9 protein-coding genes are annotated in these 16,806 nt (G+C 73.5%); 7 read left to right on the top strand and 2 right to left on the bottom strand.

Annotation, left to right across the window (positions count from 1 at the left end; genetic code table 11):
* Positions 1-122 precede the first annotated feature (122 nt).
* Entirely contained in the window at positions 123-1,625 is a 1,503-nt protein-coding gene (gene guaB / locus ACH4E8_RS04390) for an IMP dehydrogenase (protein ID WP_398444209.1), read from the top strand.
* 132 nt (positions 1,626-1,757) lie between these two features.
* Positions 1,758-2,882 carry a GuaB3 family IMP dehydrogenase-related protein gene (locus ACH4E8_RS04385; protein ID WP_398444207.1) on the top strand — a complete coding sequence of 375 codons (1,125 nt, stop codon included), beginning with the start codon at positions 1,758-1,760 and terminating at the stop codon, positions 2,880-2,882.
* An 85-nt stretch (positions 2,883-2,967) separates the two neighbouring features.
* Here ACH4E8_RS04385 and ACH4E8_RS04380 read toward each other — a convergent pair whose 3' ends face one another.
* The gene (locus ACH4E8_RS04380; protein WP_398444204.1) at positions 2,968-3,498 is read right to left on the bottom strand and encodes a hypothetical protein; all 531 of its coding nucleotides are present in this window, start codon (positions 3,496-3,498) and stop codon (positions 2,968-2,970) included.
* Positions 3,499-3,593: 95 nt separating this feature from the next.
* Positions 3,594-4,835, bottom strand: a complete 1,242-nt coding sequence (locus ACH4E8_RS04375) for a nucleotide sugar dehydrogenase (protein WP_398444202.1) — start codon at positions 4,833-4,835, stop codon at positions 3,594-3,596.
* Between the two features lie 481 nt (positions 4,836-5,316).
* Here ACH4E8_RS04375 and ACH4E8_RS04370 point away from each other — a divergent pair, with 481 nt between their 5' ends.
* The 5 genes from ACH4E8_RS04370 (at position 5,317) to ACH4E8_RS04350 (ending at position 16,749) form a co-directional block, all read left to right on the top strand.
* Positions 5,317-7,023: a glycerol-3-phosphate dehydrogenase/oxidase gene (locus ACH4E8_RS04370; RefSeq protein WP_398444200.1), complete on the top strand. Its 1,707-nt coding sequence runs from the start codon at positions 5,317-5,319 to the stop codon at positions 7,021-7,023.
* 325 nt (positions 7,024-7,348) lie between these two features.
* Complete coding sequence (locus ACH4E8_RS04365) at positions 7,349-9,952, top strand: protein kinase (protein WP_398444198.1); 2,604 nt, start codon at positions 7,349-7,351, stop codon at positions 9,950-9,952.
* Positions 9,953-10,074: 122 nt separating this feature from the next.
* Complete coding sequence (locus tag ACH4E8_RS04360) at positions 10,075-12,933, top strand: protein kinase (protein ID WP_398444196.1); 2,859 nt, start codon at positions 10,075-10,077, stop codon at positions 12,931-12,933.
* Between the two features lie 73 nt (positions 12,934-13,006).
* Positions 13,007-14,848, top strand: a complete 1,842-nt coding sequence (locus ACH4E8_RS04355; protein WP_398444194.1) for a protein kinase — start codon at positions 13,007-13,009, stop codon at positions 14,846-14,848.
* Between the two features lie 149 nt (positions 14,849-14,997).
* Positions 14,998-16,749, top strand: coding sequence for a serine/threonine-protein kinase (locus tag ACH4E8_RS04350; RefSeq protein ID WP_398444192.1), 1,752 nt, complete (start codon positions 14,998-15,000; stop codon positions 16,747-16,749).
* The last annotated feature ends 57 nt before the right edge of the window (positions 16,750-16,806 follow it).

Here is a 16,806-nt window from a genome sequence, read left to right as displayed (position 1 = left end):
GTCCGTAGCGGATGTGTGTCAACGCACAAAGCCGCCGGGTGATCTTGATCGTGGAATGAGACGGTCCCCGGGGCCGTTAGCATGGACATCCGCACCGATCAAGGCCATTTGGGGAAGGTGTCATGACCAACGTCGACGGAGTGCCCGGAAAGTTCGCGACACTCGGGCTGACCTACGACGATGTGCTGCTGCTGCCGGGCGCCTCCGACATGGCGCCCGACCAGATCGACACCTCCTCGTACATCTCGAAGAACGTACGGGTGAACATCCCGCTGCTCTCGGCGGCCATGGACAAGGTCACCGAGTCGCGGATGGCGATCGCCATGGCCCGGCAGGGCGGCGTGGGCGTGCTGCACCGCAACCTCTCCATCGCCGACCAGGCCAACCAGGTCGACCTGGTCAAGCGCTCCGAGTCCGGCATGGTCACCGACCCGATCACGGTGCACCCCGACGCCACGCTCGCCGAGGCCGACCAGCTCTGCGCCAAGTTCCGCATCAGCGGCGTCCCGGTCACCGACCCGAGCGGCAAGCTGCTGGGCATCGTCACCAACCGCGACATGGCCTTCGAGACCGACCGCGGCCGTCAGGTCCGCGAGGTCATGACCCCGATGCCGCTGGTCACCGGCAAGGTCGGCATCTCCGGCGTGGACGCCATGGAGCTGCTGCGCCGCCACAAGATCGAGAAGCTTCCGCTGGTCGACGAGGCCGGCATCCTCAAGGGCCTGATCACGGTCAAGGACTTCGTCAAGGCCGAGCAGTACCCGAACGCCGCCAAGGACAAGGACGGCCGGCTGCTCGTCGGCGCCGCCGTCGGCGTCGCCGGTGACGCCTTCGAGCGCGCCCAGGCGCTGATCGAGGCGGGCGTCGACTTCATCGTCGTGGACACCGCCCACGGCCACTCCCGCCTGGTCGGCGACATGGTCGCCAAGATCAAGTCCAATGCGTCGCACGTCGACGTCATCGGCGGCAACATCGCCACCCGCGACGGTGCCCAGGCCCTGATCGACGCCGGCGTCGACGGCATCAAGGTCGGTGTCGGCCCGGGCTCGATCTGCACCACGCGCGTCGTCGCCGGCATCGGCGTCCCGCAGGTCACCGCGATCTACGAGGCGTCGCTCGCGGCCAAGGAAGCCGGCGTTCCGGTCATCGGCGACGGCGGTCTGCAGTACTCCGGCGACATCGCGAAGGCGCTGGTCGCCGGCGCCGACACGGTGATGCTCGGCTCCCTGCTGGCCGGTTGCGAGGAGTCCCCGGGCGAGCTGCTGTTCATCAACGGCAAGCAGTTCAAGTCGTACCGCGGCATGGGTTCGCTGGGCGCCATGCAGTCCCGCGGCGAGCAGCGCTCCTTCTCCAAGGACCGGTACTTCCAGGAGGGCGTGGCCTCCGACGAGAAGCTCGTCCCCGAGGGCATCGAGGGCCAGGTGCCCTACCGGGGCCCGCTGTCGGCCGTCGTCCACCAGCTGGTGGGCGGGCTGCGCCAGTCGATGTTCTACGTCGGCGGCAGCACCGTGCCCGAACTCCAGGCGAACGGCCGGTTCGTCCGGATCACCTCGGCGGGCCTCAAGGAGAGCCACCCGCACGACATCCAGATGACGGTCGAGGCGCCGAACTACAGCAGGAAGTAGGCGCCAGCCGGCACTCCCCGCGCGTGCGCACAGGGGTGGTGCGGAGCGGTCCTCAGGGCCGCCCGGCACCGCCCCTTCGGCATGAGTCGGGGATACTGGTAGACGCTGACACAGAGGGAAAGGCCCAAACAGGTGACTGAGATCGAGATCGGGCGCGGCAAGCGCGGGCGGCGGGCGTACGCGTTCGATGACATCGCCGTCGTACCGAGCAGGCGCACGCGGGACCCGAAGGAGGTCTCGATCGCCTGGCAGATCGACGCCTACCGCTTCGACCTGCCCTTCCTCGCCGCCCCCATGGACTCGGTGGTCTCCCCGCAGACCGCGATCCGGATCGGCGAGCTGGGCGGTCTGGGCGTTTTGAACCTCGAAGGGCTCTGGACGCGGTACGAGGACCCGCAGCCGCTGCTGGACGAGATCGCCGAGCTGCCGGCCGACATCGCGACCCGGCGCCTCCAGGAGATCTACGAGGCGCCGATCCGCGAGGAGCTGATCGGGCAGCGCATCAAGGAGGTGCGCGACTCCGGCGTGGTCACCGCCGCGGCGCTCTCCCCGCAGCGCACGGCGCAGTTCTCCAAGGCCGTGGTGGACGCCGGCGTGGACCTCTTCGTGATCCGCGGGACCACCGTCTCCGCCGAGCACGTCTCCGGTGCCGCCGAGCCGCTGAACCTGAAGCAGTTCATCTACGAGCTGGACGTCCCCGTGATCGTCGGCGGCTGCGCCACGTACACGGCGGCCCTGCACCTGATGCGCACGGGCGCGGCGGGCGTGCTCGTCGGCTTCGGCGGCGGTGCGGCGCACACCACGCGCAACGTCCTGGGCATCCAGGTGCCCATGGCGACCGCGGTGGCCGACGTCGCCGCCGCCCGCCGTGACTACATGGACGAGTCCGGCGGTCGGTACGTGCACGTCATCGCCGACGGCGGCGTGGGCTGGTCCGGCGACCTGCCGAAGGCGATCGCCTGCGGTGCGGACGCCGTGATGATCGGCTCGCCGCTGGCCCGTGCGACGGACGCGCCCGGCCGGGGCCGGCACTGGGGCATGGAGGCCGCGCACGAGGACGTGCCGCGCGGCAAGCTGGTCGACCTGGGCATCGTCGGGACGACGGAGGAGGTCCTGACGGGCCCCTCGCACACCCCGGACGGTTCGATGAACTTCTTCGGCGCACTGCGCCGCGCCATGGCGACCACGGGCTACAGCGAGCTCAAGGAGTTCCAGCGCGTCGAGGTGACCGTCTCGGACTCCCAGCACTCGCGCTGACGCCAGTACTCAGCGGGTGAGGGCCCGTGTTGGACCGGCCGGTCCAACACGGGCCCTCGTGCTTCCTGCCGTGCGCGCGCGCCGGTCAGTCGCTGCGCCTCGCGGTGACGAAGGCGACGAGGGCGCCGACGGCCATGAAGCTGTACGTCCCGAAGTCCGCCTCCTCGCTCCAGGCGTCCCGGACCGCGCCGAACTGCTCGAAGAAGACCTCGCTGAAGGGCACCTTGAAGAACTCGGCGAGGACCATCGAGAGCCCTATGAGCTGGCCCAGGTAGACCGCGGCCGGCGCCAGCACGGCGGCCGCGAAGGGCAGCAGCGGGTGGCGTCCGCCGGCCTTGTTGGCGGCGAAGCCGATCAGCGCGCCGACGCCGAGCGCGGCGTAGCCGAACTCGCGCTCGATGGAGCCGGCGAGCAGCCCGTACGCGATCGCCGCCACCAGGGCCGCGGCCACGCCGGCCGCGATGCCGAGGCCCGGGTTGCGCCGCACGGGCACGGGGGCGGGGGCGAGCGGGACGCCGGGCGCGAAGGGTGCGCCCTGCGGTCCCGGTCCGTGCGGGCCCGGTGCGAACGGGTTGCCGGACGGGTCGCCGGGCGGCGGTGGAACGGACTGGCTCATCGGTGGATCCCCCCAGGACTGGTTTCCGCACGGGCGTGCGGGTCAATGTTCGGGAGGTTAACAGCGGCCGCTGACAGCGCCGCGGCATTTACCGGTCACAGTCGGTGTGCGGCGCCGACGGGGGTGGCGCCGCGGGTGTCCAGGAGGAGCTGCGCCTTCACGGCCAGCCCCTGGAGGTCGTAGGTGCGGTGGTGCTGGAGGAGGACCGTCAGGTCGGCGCCGGACGCGGCTTCGTAGAGGGAGTCGGCGCGGGGGACGGGCCGCTCGTGCACGTGCCAGCCGGGGACGTACGGGTCGTGGTAGCTGACGGAGGCGCCCAGGTCCATCAGGCGGCGGGCGATCTCGGTCGCGGGGGAGCCCTGGAGGTCGGCGATGTCGGGCCGGTAGGTGACGCCGAGCAGCAGCACGCGCGCGCCGCGCGCGGACTTCCCGTGCTCGTTCAGGAGGGTGGCGCAGCGCTGGATGACGTACTGGGGCATCCGGTTGTTGATCTCCTGGGCCAGGCCCACCATCCGCAGCGGGGGGCCGGGGGTGCGGCCGGGGTGGGGCAGGACGCCCGGGTCGATCGGGACGCCGTGGCCGCCGACGCCGGGTCCGGGGCGGAAGGCGAGGAAGCCGTAGGGCTTGGTCTCGGCGCAGCGGACCACGTCCCACAGGTCCACGCCGATGTCGTGGCAGAGGATCGCCATCTCGTTGACCAGCGCGATGTTGACGTGGCGGAAGTTGGTCTCCAGGACCTGCACGGTCTCGGCCTCGCGGGGGCCGCGGGCGCGTACGACCTTGTCGCTGAGCCGGCCGTAGAAGGCGGCGGCGGCTTCGGTGCAGGCGGGGGTGAGTCCGCCGATGACCTTGGGGGTGTTGGCGTAGCCGTGGGTGCGGCTGCCGGGATCCACCCGTCCGGGGGAGTACGCGAGGTGGAAGTCCCGGCCGGCGCGCAGCCCGGAGCCCTCTTCGAGGAGGGGGCGCAGGAAGCCCTCCGTGGTGCCGGGCTGCACGGCCGATTCGAGCAGCACGGTGGTGTGGGGGCGCATGCGGGCGGCGAGGGTGCGGGCGGCGTCGGCGAGGTCGGTCAGGTCGAGGTTGCCGTCGGCGCCGAGCGGGGTGGGGACGCAGAGGGCCGCGGTGCGCACCCGCCCCAGTTCGGCGGGGTCGGTGACGGTCCGGAACCCGTTGGAGACCATGCGCCGGATGTCGGCGGGGGTGCGGCCGGCCGCGGGTTCGGCGAGTTGGCGGGGGTCGGTGTCGTAGCCGATGGTCTGGACCCCGGAGGCCACGGCGGCCTGGGCCAGCGGCAGACCGTAGTGACCGAGTCCGATGACGGCGAGATCTGCGGGCATGGCGTTGGCCGTCCTTCCCTTAACCGATGGCGGGCTTAACCGATGACGGGCTTTGGCGCAAGCCCTGTGGGCGGAATGGGCGGGCGCAATGTCAGACTAGGCGTAAATATGACCGATATGTGGCATTGTCCGCGCGTGGCCGCCCGAGTGTTATCCACAGGCGGTGGCTGAAGTCGGCGAGTGCGGACAGAATCGATGTTGTGAGCCGGGCCACCGGGGCGGAATCCCGGAGGTGGGTGCAGCAGCGTGCCGCGTCGTCCGCCCGGTCGGTCGGGCGCGCGGCACATGGGTCGGGCCCGTGCGGGCAGGCGCACGGTGCGTACGTCGGCGCGGTAAGCGCACGGACGTGCGGATCGCGCGTGTGCGGTACGGGACTTGGACGCGCGCACGGGACGCGGGCGTTCGTGGACGTGGCCCTGGCGTAGGCCAGGGCCGGGGTCCGGGCCCGGGCACGACAGACGGGGGCGACGGGAGGCACGCAGTGAGGACAGCGACACTGGGACCCGAGGAGCGCGCGCAGGCGCTCGCCGCAATGGCCGATCGGGAGCTGGACGTGTTGGTGGTCGGCGGCGGCGTCGTCGGCGCGGGCACCGCGCTCGACGCGGTGACCAGAGGGCTCTCGACGGGCATCGTGGAGGCCAGGGACTGGGCATCGGGCACGTCGAGCCGCTCCAGCAAGCTCATTCACGGCGGCTTGCGCTATCTGGAGATGCTGGACTTCGCGCTCGTCCGCGAAGCGTTGAAGGAGCGCGGTCTGCTGCTGGAGCGGCTGGCGCCGCATCTGGTGAAGCCGGTTCCGTTCCTCTACCCCCTCCAGGGCAAGGGCTGGGAGCGCTTCTACGCCGGGTCGGGCGTCGCGCTGTACGACGCGATGTCGGTCTCCTCGGGCCACGGCCGCGGCCTGCCGGTGCACCGGCACCTCTCCCGGCGGCGCGCGCTGCGGGTGGCGCCCTGCCTGAAGAAGGACGCCCTGGTCGGCGCCTTGCAGTACTACGACGCGCAGATGGACGACGCCCGCTTCGTGGCCACCTTGGTGCGCACCGCCGCCACGTACGGCGCCCAGGTCGCCAGCCGGGCCCGGGTCATCGGCTTCCTGCGCGAGGGCGAGCGGGTCGTCGGGGCCCGCGTGCAGGACGTCGAGGGCGGCGGGGAGTACGAGATCCGCGCCCGCCAGATCGTGAACGCCACCGGAGTGTGGACGGACGACACCCAGGCGCTGATCGGCGAGCGCGGCCAGTTCCACGTGCGCGCCTCCAAGGGCATCCACCTCGTCGTGCCGAAGGACCGGATCCACTCCACCACCGGACTGATCCTGCGCACGGAGAAGTCGGTCCTCTTCGTGATCCCGTGGGGCCGCCACTGGATCGTCGGCACCACCGACACCGACTGGGACCTCGACAAGGCCCATCCGGCCGCCTCCAGCGCCGACATCGACTACCTGCTTGAGCACGTCAATTCGGTGCTGGCCACCCCCCTCACCAGGGACGACGTCGAAGGGGTGTACGCGGGACTGCGTCCGCTGCTCGCCGGCGAGTCGGACGCCACGAGCAAGCTGTCCCGCGAGCACACGGTCGCCCATCCGGTGCCCGGGCTGGTCGTCGTCGCCGGCGGGAAGTACACCACGTACCGGGTGATGGCCAAGGACGCGGTGGACGAGGCGGTGCACGGCCTCGACCAGCGGGTGGCCGCCTGCGTCACCGAGGAGACGCCCTTGGTCGGCGCGGAGGGGTACGCCGCGCTGTGGAACGCCCGCGCCAGGATCGCGGCGCGGACCGGCATCCACGTCGTGCGCGTGGAGCACCTGTTGAACAGGTTCGGGTCGCTCGCCCAGGAAGTGCTGGCCCTGATCGCCGATGACCCCGGCCTCGGCGAGCCGTTGGCCGGAGCGGAGGACTACCTGCGCGCCGAGGTCGTCTACGCCGCGTCGCACGAGGGCGCCCGCCACCTCGACGACGTCCTGACCAGGCGGACCCGCATCTCCATCGAGACCTTCGACCGGGGCACGCGCTGCGCGCGCGAGTGCGCCGAGTTGATGGCCCCGGTGCTGGGGTGGGACGCCAAGCAGATCGAGAAGGAGGTCGAGCACTACCAGAAGCGCGTGGAAGCGGAGCGGGAGTCGCAGCGCCAGCCGGACGATCTCACGGCGGACGCGGCGAGGTTGGGGGCGCCGGACATCGTCCCGCTGTGACGCGACCGGGAGGGCGAGCCCGCTGACGAGCCCGGCGGGGGCCGCCCTCCTGGACGTCCCCGGTGGTACGGGGGTGAACCGGGCGCTGCTGCGGGGAGAGTTCATCGGGGTGTGACCATCCGGACGGTGAGCTTCGCGCGGATCGGTGGCATGGTGGGCGCCCGGTGCCTTCCGTACTACCCTCGCCACCACCCCGGGCGCGTGACGGACCCGGAAGACGCGCCAGTCCCGGAGTGAGGGACAATGAAAGCTCTGCCAGGGCGTGTTACCGCATCGCGCGGGAGCGGCAGGCGCGGGCGAAGACCAGGGATCGCAGAGGGGACGCATGTCGGAGGCAGAGCAGTCGCGGAAGCCCCAGCGGGACGGCTCCGAGGAGCACGGGACTGCGGCGGCGGTGGAGCCCGGCGGGCAGCGCGACGACCGGTCGACGTCGGATGCGGTCGGCCGTACGGCCACGGACCAGGGCGACGGCAAGGACGGTGCCGGCGCCGGGGCCCAAGAGGCCGGTTCGGCACCGGCCAAGGGCGAGAACGCGCCGAAGAAGCCGGCGCGGCGGGTGCCCCGGCAGGCGACCGTCGAGCCGTCGAAGGCCGAGCGCGAGCCGGATTCGGAGCCCCCCTCCGAGCCGGCATCCCCTGCCGAGCCGGAGTCTGACTCCGGGGCGCGACCGGTCGACGCCAAGTCGGCGACGACCGACAGCGGTTCGGCGGACCGGTCCGCCGGGCCCGCCAAGGGCGCATCCGGCGACTCCGCCGGGAAGGTCGACGAGCGTGCCGGCGAAAGGGCCGACGGCAAGCCGCGCGCCGGTGGCAAGAGTTCGGGCGGGGACGGCGCGCCCGACAAGAGCACGCTTAAGGCGGGCGCGGGCGACAAGCGCGCGGGCACTTCGGAAGCCCGGGGCGAGAAGGCTCGGGCCGAAGAGGCTCAGGGCGGGAAGGCCGCTGAGGACAAGGCCCGGGGCACGAAGGCGTCGAGCGGGAAAGTTGCGGGTGCGAAGGGTTCGGGGGGCGCGGGTGCCAAGTCCGCGGGCAAGGCGGGGGCGTCCGGGCGGAGTTCCGGCACGGAGGAGACCGAAGGCCGGCTGCTCGCCGGGCGCTACCGGCTCGGCGGAGTGCTGGGCCGCGGCGGCATGGGCACCGTCTGGCGCGCCGTGGACGAAACGCTCAGCCGCACCGTCGCCGTCAAGGAACTGCGCTTCCCCAACAGCATCGACGAGGACGAGAAGCGGCGGCTGATCACCCGCACCCTGCGCGAGGCCAAGGCGATCGCCCGGATCCGCAACACCAGCGCGGTCACGGTGTACGACGTCGTCGACGAGGACGACCGGCCGTGGATCGTGATGGAGCTGGTGGAGGGCAAGTCCCTCGCCGAAGCCATCCGCGAGGACGGCACCCTGACGCCGCGCCGGGCCGCCGAGGTCGGCCTCGCCATCCTCGACGTGCTGCGCTCCGCCCACCGCGAGGGCATCCTGCACCGGGACGTGAAGCCGTCCAACGTGCTGATCTCGGACGACGGCCGCGTCGTGCTCACCGACTTCGGCATCGCGCAGGTCGAGGGCGACCCGTCGATCACCTCCACCGGCATGCTCGTCGGCGCGCCCTCGTACATCTCGCCCGAGCGGGCGCGGGGCCACCGGCCCGGGCCGGCGGCGGACCTGTGGTCGCTCGGCGGCCTGCTGTACGCCGCGGTCGAGGGCGCCCCGCCGTACGACAAGGGGTCCGCGATCGCCACGCTGACCGCCGTCATGACCGAGCCGCTCGACCGCCCGAAGCACGCCGGTCCGCTGGAGGAGGTCATCTACGGCCTGCTCGCCAAGGACCCGGAGCAGCGGCTCGACGACGCGGGCGCGCGGGCGCTGCTCACCGCCGTGGTGAACGGCCCGGACGAAGCCGTGCTGCCGGCGGACGCCACCCGCGCCATGACGTTGCCCGTGATGCCGCCGCCCGCCCCGGCGCCCGCGCCCCGCGCGGAGGCGCCGGCCGCGGACCGGGTGCGCGGGGCCCTGCGGTCCGTGCGCAACGCGTCGGCGGGCCAGTCCGCGCGCCCCGCCGCCGCGCACGGCGCGACCGGCCCCCGTACGCCCGCGCAGGCCCCCCGCCCGCCGGAGCCGCCCGTGCAGCGGGCCGCGCCCACGCGCGCGCCCCTGACGGACGTGGTGCCGCGGCGCACGCTGGTCTTCCTGGCCGTCGGCATCGTGCTGGCGGTCGTGGGCGTCATCCTCTACCTGACGCTCGACGGCGAGGAGGGCGACGACAAGAGCGCCCCCGGCGGCGACCGGACCTCGTCCGCGGGTGCCACCACCCCCGGCAGCGCCGACAAGAGCGGCGAGGGAACCAAGGAGCAGCCCAAGGGCGACAGCGGCAAGGAGACCGGTCAGGACCCCGGCAAGCAGAGCGGCCAGCCCGGCGGTTCGGGTTCGGGCAGCGGCATCACCCCGCCCAAGGGCCAGGACCCGGTGAAGGGCGGCGTGCCGGCCGGGTACCAGAGCGTGTCGAACGACCAGTTCCGCTTCACCATGGCGATGCCCCAGGGCTTCCGCATGACGGACATCGCCGGACGGAACTCGGGCGGCATCTTCAACACCGCCGAAGGCGCCTTCCCCCGCGTCCAGGTCGACTTCAACAACAGCCCCAAGGACGACGCCGCAGCCGCCTGGTCCGCCGCCGTCGCCGCGACCAAGGGCGCCAGCAGCGGCTACCGGCACATCGGCATCAAGGCCGTCGAGTACAACGGCTACCCGACCGTCGCGGACTGGGAGTTCGAGCGCAACCAGGGCGGCGAGCGAATACGCGTCCTGAACCGCGGCTTCAAGGTCGACGCCAAGCGGGGCTACTCGATCATGGTCTCCTGCAAGGCCAGCGAGTGGGACGCCGCGGAGTGCAAGACCCTGCGGGAGACCGCGTTCGCGACATTCAAGCCCAAGGACTGAGTGGGTACACGTATCGTGAGAGGCCGCGGGCTGGCCACGACCACACCGCGCCCCTGACCGACCGGACATGACCGGCCGTCGGGTTCACCGGGGCCGAGGAGCGGGGCAGGAGGGGATGCGTCATGGAGGACTACGCGGGCAGGGTGCTGGCCGACCGCTACCGCCTTCCGCTGCTCCCGTCCGATGAGTACGAGCTGGTCGAGACCCGGGCCTTCGACACGTACAGCGGCCAGGAAGTCCTGGTGCGCCAGGTGCCGTTGCCGGAGGTCGTGGACGCGGAGGTGGTCGATCCCGACGTCCCGCCCGGCGCCCCCGGATCCGGGCGGCACCTCGGCCACGCCGCCAGCCGGGCGGCCCGTCGGGCCGCGGACCCGGCCGTCGTGCGCGCCATCGAGGCGGCCCGTGCCGCGGCGCAGGTCCCCGACCACCCCCGGCTCGACCAGGTCTTCGACGTCTTCGCGGAGGACGGCTCGCTGTGGATAGTCAGCGAGCGCGTGGCCTCCCGCCCGCTCGCCGCGCTCCTCGTGGAGAAGCCGCTCACGCCCTACCGGGCCGCCGAGATCGCCTCCGACGTGCTCACCGCGCTGCGCGTGCTGCACGCCCAGGGCTGGATCCACCGCAACATCTCCGCCCGTACGGTCCTCGTCTGCGACGACGGACGGGTGGTGCTCACCGGCCTCGCGTCCGGCGCCGCCGAAGAGGCGCTGTGCGGCTACACGACGGTGCCGACCGCGCACGCACCCGACGCCGACCCCTTCGCCGAGAGATCCGTCGACGACCACGGCTGGTCCGACGAGGAATCAGGCGGGGAAGCAGGCGAGGACCGGAGCGAGGACTCCGGCGGGTACGTCGACGCGGCAGGCGATGACGACGGCGCGGACGGCGACGACGGCGAGCCGTCGGCAGGCCCGTCAGCGGACCCGTACGACGACGCGGCCCCGCCCGCCGTGCCGGACGTACGGGCCGCGAGAGCCGGCGCCATCGCCGCGTACCGCGCCGGCGCCCGGGCGGCGGCCCGCGCCGACGACGAGCAGCGCCGCGCCGACGACCCCCCGGTGCAGACCGGTTCCGACCCCGACTGGTGGGCGCGCAAGCCCGGCGAGGGCCCCCAGGACCCCGGGTCCGTCGGCCCCCGCTACCACGACCACGTCACCCCCGGCCCCGAAGACCACCCGGACCAGGACGGCGACTCCGCCCCCGGTCACGCCCGGCTCGCCGGCACCTGGCACGACGCGCCACTGCCCGGCCACGACGGTCCGCGCCCCCTCAGCGCCGGCGGCTCGACGCCAGGCCCCGCAGCCCCCGACGGCGGAGCGTCGACCCGTCGTCCGCAGCGCGACAGCGACCCCTACGGCGTGCGGGCCCTCCCGCCGGGTTCCGGGGGGCTGCCCGCCCTGCCCGTGGCCCGCGCGGGCAGACCGGGCGGCGCGCCGGCGCCCGGGGCCACCCCGCCACCGGCCGGCGAGCCGCCCGCACCCGAGCCGTACGCACCGCACCGCAGCGCGGAGTCCAGTTGGCCGGAGCGTGCGGGCGGCGGTGCGCTCGGCGCGGACGCACGGCGCCAGCCGGCCCCCGCCCCGCGCACCCCGACCCCGCCGGTGCCCGCCCCCGCCGTGCCGTCGAGCCGGCAGCACCAGTCCGCCGGCGCCTGGGACGCGCCGTCGGACGACGACGGTCCGCCCGCCTACCAGGGCCCCACGACCCCGCTCGCGGCCGAGCGGGCACGCCAGGCCCGGATCGCGATCGTCGGTGCGGTCACCGAGCGCTGGGCGCCCGAGCAGGCCGGCCCCGTCCACGAGAACTGGCAGTTGGCCGCCCCCGTCGGGCCCGCCACCGACCTCTGGGCCCTCGGCGCCCTGCTCTACCGGGCCGTCCAGGGCCATGCGCCCTACCCCGAGGAGAACGCCGCCGAACTCGTCCAGCTCGTGTGCTCCGAGCCGCCCGCCTTCGCGGAGGAGTGCGGCCCGCTGCGCCCGGTCGTCGAGTCGCTGCTGCGCCAGGACCCCACCGAGCGGCCGGACGTCGAGGAGCTGCGGGGCTGGCTGCGTTCGCTGGTGCGATCGGCGCCGGAGCCCGAAGCCGGCACGGACGTCGTCGCGCTGCCGTCCGGCGCCGGCGTCGCGGGCGGCGGCGAACGACTGCCCATCCTGCGCCGCAAGGGCGAGTTGGTGCGCCGGCGCCGGCGCAGCGCACCCGCCGAGGTCGAGCACGGCCGCCACCGGCACCGCAAGACCCGGCAGCAGAGCCGGGCCGAGAAGCCCCGGCGCGAGCGCGGCCCGAAGTCCCTCGGCCGCAGGTTGCTGTTGCTGGTGTTGCTGCTCCTCGCCGGCGCCGTGGCGTACGCCGTGCTGTTCATGCCGAAGTCGGGGGAGTCCGAGGACCGCACCGCGCCCCAGGGCGACCCCCGCTCCGCGCCCGGCGGCACCCGCGACCCGTCGACCGACGGCGGTCCAGGCGGCGCGAGCAGCAGCCCCGGCTCCGAGCAGGCGCAGACCTCCGCGCCCGCCGCCGGCTCCGCCGGCAAGCTGCCGAAGGGGTACGAGCTGCGCAGCGACCCCGAGGGCTTCAGCGTCGCCGTCGACCGCACCTGGCAGCGCCGCCCCATGAACGACGCCGGCCAGGTCCGTTACGCGGACGACGACTTCGTCCTGATCATCGTCCCCGGCCGGGACACCGTCCGCAGCCAGGACGAGGACCCGCTGGTCTACCAACGCGATCGCGAACGCGAACTCCAGCCGTTCCGCGACTCGTCGTGGTCGTCGTCGAGCGGGCTGCGCCGGATCGAGGTCGGGCGCCGCGTCATGGCCGAGGGGCAGTACACCTGGCAGGACGGCAGCGGGCGCGAGGTCTTCGTGCGCAACCGGGTCATCGTCATCGAGGGCCGGTACCACGTCCTCCAGGTGATCGGCCCGAGCGACCGCCCCGAGAAGGTCACGGAGGCGTACGAACTGGCCGTCGACGCCTACCGGAAGAACGGCTGAGGCCGCCGGCGCACCACGGACGGCACCGGCGTTTCCGACTCACGGACCCCTTCCGTAGTCTGGGCACCAAGGAATGGGGCAGGGGGACTTCGCGGACGTGGAGAACGAACAGGGCGTGCAGGTCGGCGCCGGATTGCTGCTCGCGGGCCGCTACCGGCTCGTGGAGTCCATCGGCCGCGGCGGCATGGGCCGCGTGTGGCGCGCCCGGGACGAGGTGCTGCACCGGGTCGTCGCCGTGAAGGAGTTGACGGCCGGCAAGTACGCGTCCGACGCGGACCGGATCGTGCTCCACGCCCGCACCCAGAAGGAGGCGCGGGCCGCCGCCCGGATCACCCACCCCGGCGTGGTCACCGTCCACGACGTGCTCGAACACGACCAGCGCCCCTGGATCGTGATGCAGTACGTCGACGGCCCCTCGCTCGCCGAGGCGGCCAAGGAGGCCGACGGGCTCTCCGCGCTGGAGGCCGCCCGGATCGGGCTGCGGGTACTGCGCGCGCTGGGCGCCGCGCACGCGGCCGGGGTGCTGCACCGCGACGTCAAGCCGGCGAACGTGCTGCTGGCCAGGGACGGCAACGTCCTGCTCACCGACTTCGGCATCGCGGCCATCGAGGGCGACTCGACCATCACCCGCACCGGGGAGATCATCGGCTCCATCGACTACCTGGCGCCGGAGCGGGTCCGGGGCGCCGATCCGGGGCCGGCGTCCGACCTGTGGTCGTTGGGGGCGACGCTGTACGCGGCCCTGGAGGGGCAGTCGCCGTTCCGGCGCACGTCGCCGCTGTCGAGCATGCAGGCCGTGGTCAGCGAGGAGCCGGCGCGGCCGGCGCACGCGGGGCCGCTGGAGCCGGTCATCATGGCGCTGCTGGCCAAGGAGCCGGCGGCGCGGCCGGTGGGGCCCGAGGTGGAGCGGATGCTCAAGGCGGTGGTGGCGGAGCTGGAGGGGACCGTACGGCTCGCGCCCGAGCAGACCGCCGCGATACGCACGCGGCAGGAGCCGGCTCCCGTGACCGCCGCCGCTTCCGCCGCTGCCCCGCCCGTCGCCGCAACCGGCCACGACACCTCCGCCGCCACCCGGGCCGTTCCGCACGCCGACGCCGGCGAGGCCCCCACCGCCACCCCGCCCGCTGCCGCGCCCCCCGACGCGCGGGCGTCGACCACCCAGCTCCCCGCCGGCGAGCCGGACCGGGACGCCGCACCCCCGCAAGCCCCTCACTCTCCCCAACCGGATCCCCCGGCCGGGCAGTCCAAGAAGCGCCGCGGCGGACGGCTGCGCACGGCCGCGATCGTCGTCCTGCTGTCCGTCGTCGTGGGCGGCGCCGCCGGCTACGCGGCCATGAGGTACGCGGACTCGGGCGACGGCAAGGAGCAGACCCGTACGAGCGCTTCCACCGGGGGCCCCACCGGGTCCGCCGGACCTTCGGAAGGCGCGTCCGGCGGACCCGAGGGCGGGCAGACCGTGCCGGAGGGCTGGCAGCGCCTCAAGGATCCGTTGGGCTTCTCCGTCGTCGTCCCCGAAGGCTGGGAGCGCATCTCCGCCAAGAACGGCCAGGCGGACTACTCGCCCGACGGCGGCAAGCACCTCCTGCGCATCGGCGTCAACGAGCAGCCCGAGTCCGACGACCCGTACGACCTTGCCCTCCAGTTGGAGCGCGAGCTGCGCCGGCTGCCGAACTACGAGCGGACCACTCTCAAACGGAACACCTTCCAGGGGCGCGAGAAGGCCGCGCTGTGGGAGTTCAGTTGGACCGAGCGGCAGGCGTTCCCCGGTGACCGCCACGGCGTGGACCAGCTCTACCAGACGGCGAACGGCACTGAGTACGCGCTCTATCTGTCGGGGCCGGCGGCCACGTGGGCGAAGACCCGGGGCGACTTCGACACGATGCTGAAGGGGTGGCGGGCGCCCGACGGGGCGTGAGCACGGCGCCCGGCAGCGCACGGGCGGCGCGCTCGCGGCGGTCGTGCGGTGGGCGTACGACCGTCCCCCGGTCCGCCACTGTCACGGCTCTGCATCCGCTGTCCACCGTGGGTAGCATCCGCCTGCACGACGTCACGAGGATGGTGCGCATGACGAACGACGGAGGACGGGCGACCGAGCCCACCAGCTACGTACTCAAGCCGCCGAAGGCGTCGCAGGTGCCGGCCCAGGCGACCGGGACCCCCGCCCCTCCGCAGGAACCGGCCGCGCAGCACGAACCGCCGCCTGAGGCCCGGCCCGCCCCCGCTCCGTCCCCCGCCGAGCCCGGACCGGCAGCGCCCGGACCCGTCGTGGCCGACACCGCCCTCGCGTCCCGCGCATCGGACGCCGCCGGCTCCGGTCGGCTGATCGGCGGGCGCTACCGCCTGTTGGGCCGGCTCGGCCAGGGCGGCATGGGCACGGTGTGGCAGGCCCGCGACGAGGTCGTGGACCGGCAGGTCGCCGTCAAGGAACCCCGGCTGCCGGACCACTTGAGCCGGGACGAACGGGAGACGGCCCACCTGCGGATGCAGCGCGAGGCGCGCGCCGCCGCCCGGATCGACCACCCCAGCGTCGTCACCATCCACGACGTCGTGGTCGAGGACGGACAGCCCTGGATCGTGATGGAGCTGGTCCAGGGCCAGTCGCTCGCCACCCGGCTGAGGGACGGCACGCTCGACGTCGGCGAGGCCGCCCGGATCGGCGTCGACGTGCTCGGCGCGCTGGTCGCCGCCCACGCGGCCGGGGTGCTGCACCGCGACGTCAAGCCGGACAACATCCTGCTGGGCCGCGCCGACCGGGTCGTGCTGACGGACTTCGGCATCGCGCACGTCGAGGGCGAGCAGCGGCTCACGGAGACGGGCGGGTTCGTCGGCACGGTGGAGTTCATCGCCCCGGAGCGGGCGCTCGGCCAGGCCCCCGGCCCGGAGGCGGACCTGTGGTCCCTGGGCGTGGTGCTGTACGCGGCGGTCGAGGGCGTCTCGCCGTACCTGCGCAGCAACATCCACGCGACCCTCCAGGCGGTGGTCTCCGCCGAGCCCCCGCCGCCGTCGCGCGGCGCGGGCGCGTTCGGCACGCTCGTGATGCGGCTGTTGCGCAAGGAGCCCATGATGCGGCCGGACGTGGCGGAGATCCGACAGACGCTGGAATCCCTGGCCCGTCCGCAGACGTCGATGTACGAGCTGACGCAGGTCGGCCGGGCCGCCGGGGGCGGGCCGCAGGGGCGCGGCAGCCGCTGGGTGCCCCCGGTCCTGCACGCCAGCAAGAAGGCCCGCTACGGCATCGGCGGCGGGGTGCTGGCGTTGGCCGCAGCGCTCGCCGTGGTCTTCGTCAATCCGTTCGCGAAGGAGGGGCTGCCCGAGGGCTGGGAGGTGCGCAACGACCGCGAAGTGGTCTCCGCGAGCGTCGCCGTGCCCTCCGACTACCGCCGCGAGCAGGACGACGACGGCTACTCCGTCACCTATCGCGACCCGAGCAGGGTCTTCTCCGTCTTCGTGGAGAAGGTCGACACCACCGCCTTCGACGACGAGATCGCCCCCACCAAGGAGGCGTGGCAGCGGCACTACGAGGCGGGCGGCGTCGACGGTCGGGAGATCCAGAACGTGGAGGTCACGGTCAAGGAAACCCGCCACCAGGGCGAGCCCGCCTTCGACCTGGTCGTCGAGCACCTGCCGTACAGCGCCACGACGAAGGAGTCCGAGGACCGCGACCGCTGGATGGAGCGGGTGGTCTCCACCGGTGCGGAGGGCAAGGAGGTCTACTGGCGGGTGCGGGTCGCCGGGCCCGCCGACGGGTGGGCGGCCGAGGAGGGCGAGCGGATCTTCGACATCGTGGTGGAGAACCTGAAGATCGAGGACCTCTGAGCCGAGCGAAGTCACTCGGACGGCGGAAACGAGTGAGGGGCGGCGGGAGCGGGACGA

The organism is Streptomyces sp. NPDC017979 (genome assembly GCF_044328175.1).
GTDB lineage: Bacteria > Actinomycetota > Actinomycetes > Streptomycetales > Streptomycetaceae > Streptomyces.
Note: the sequence above shows the minus strand (reverse complement) of the source record. Positions and strands in the feature narration are given on the sequence as shown.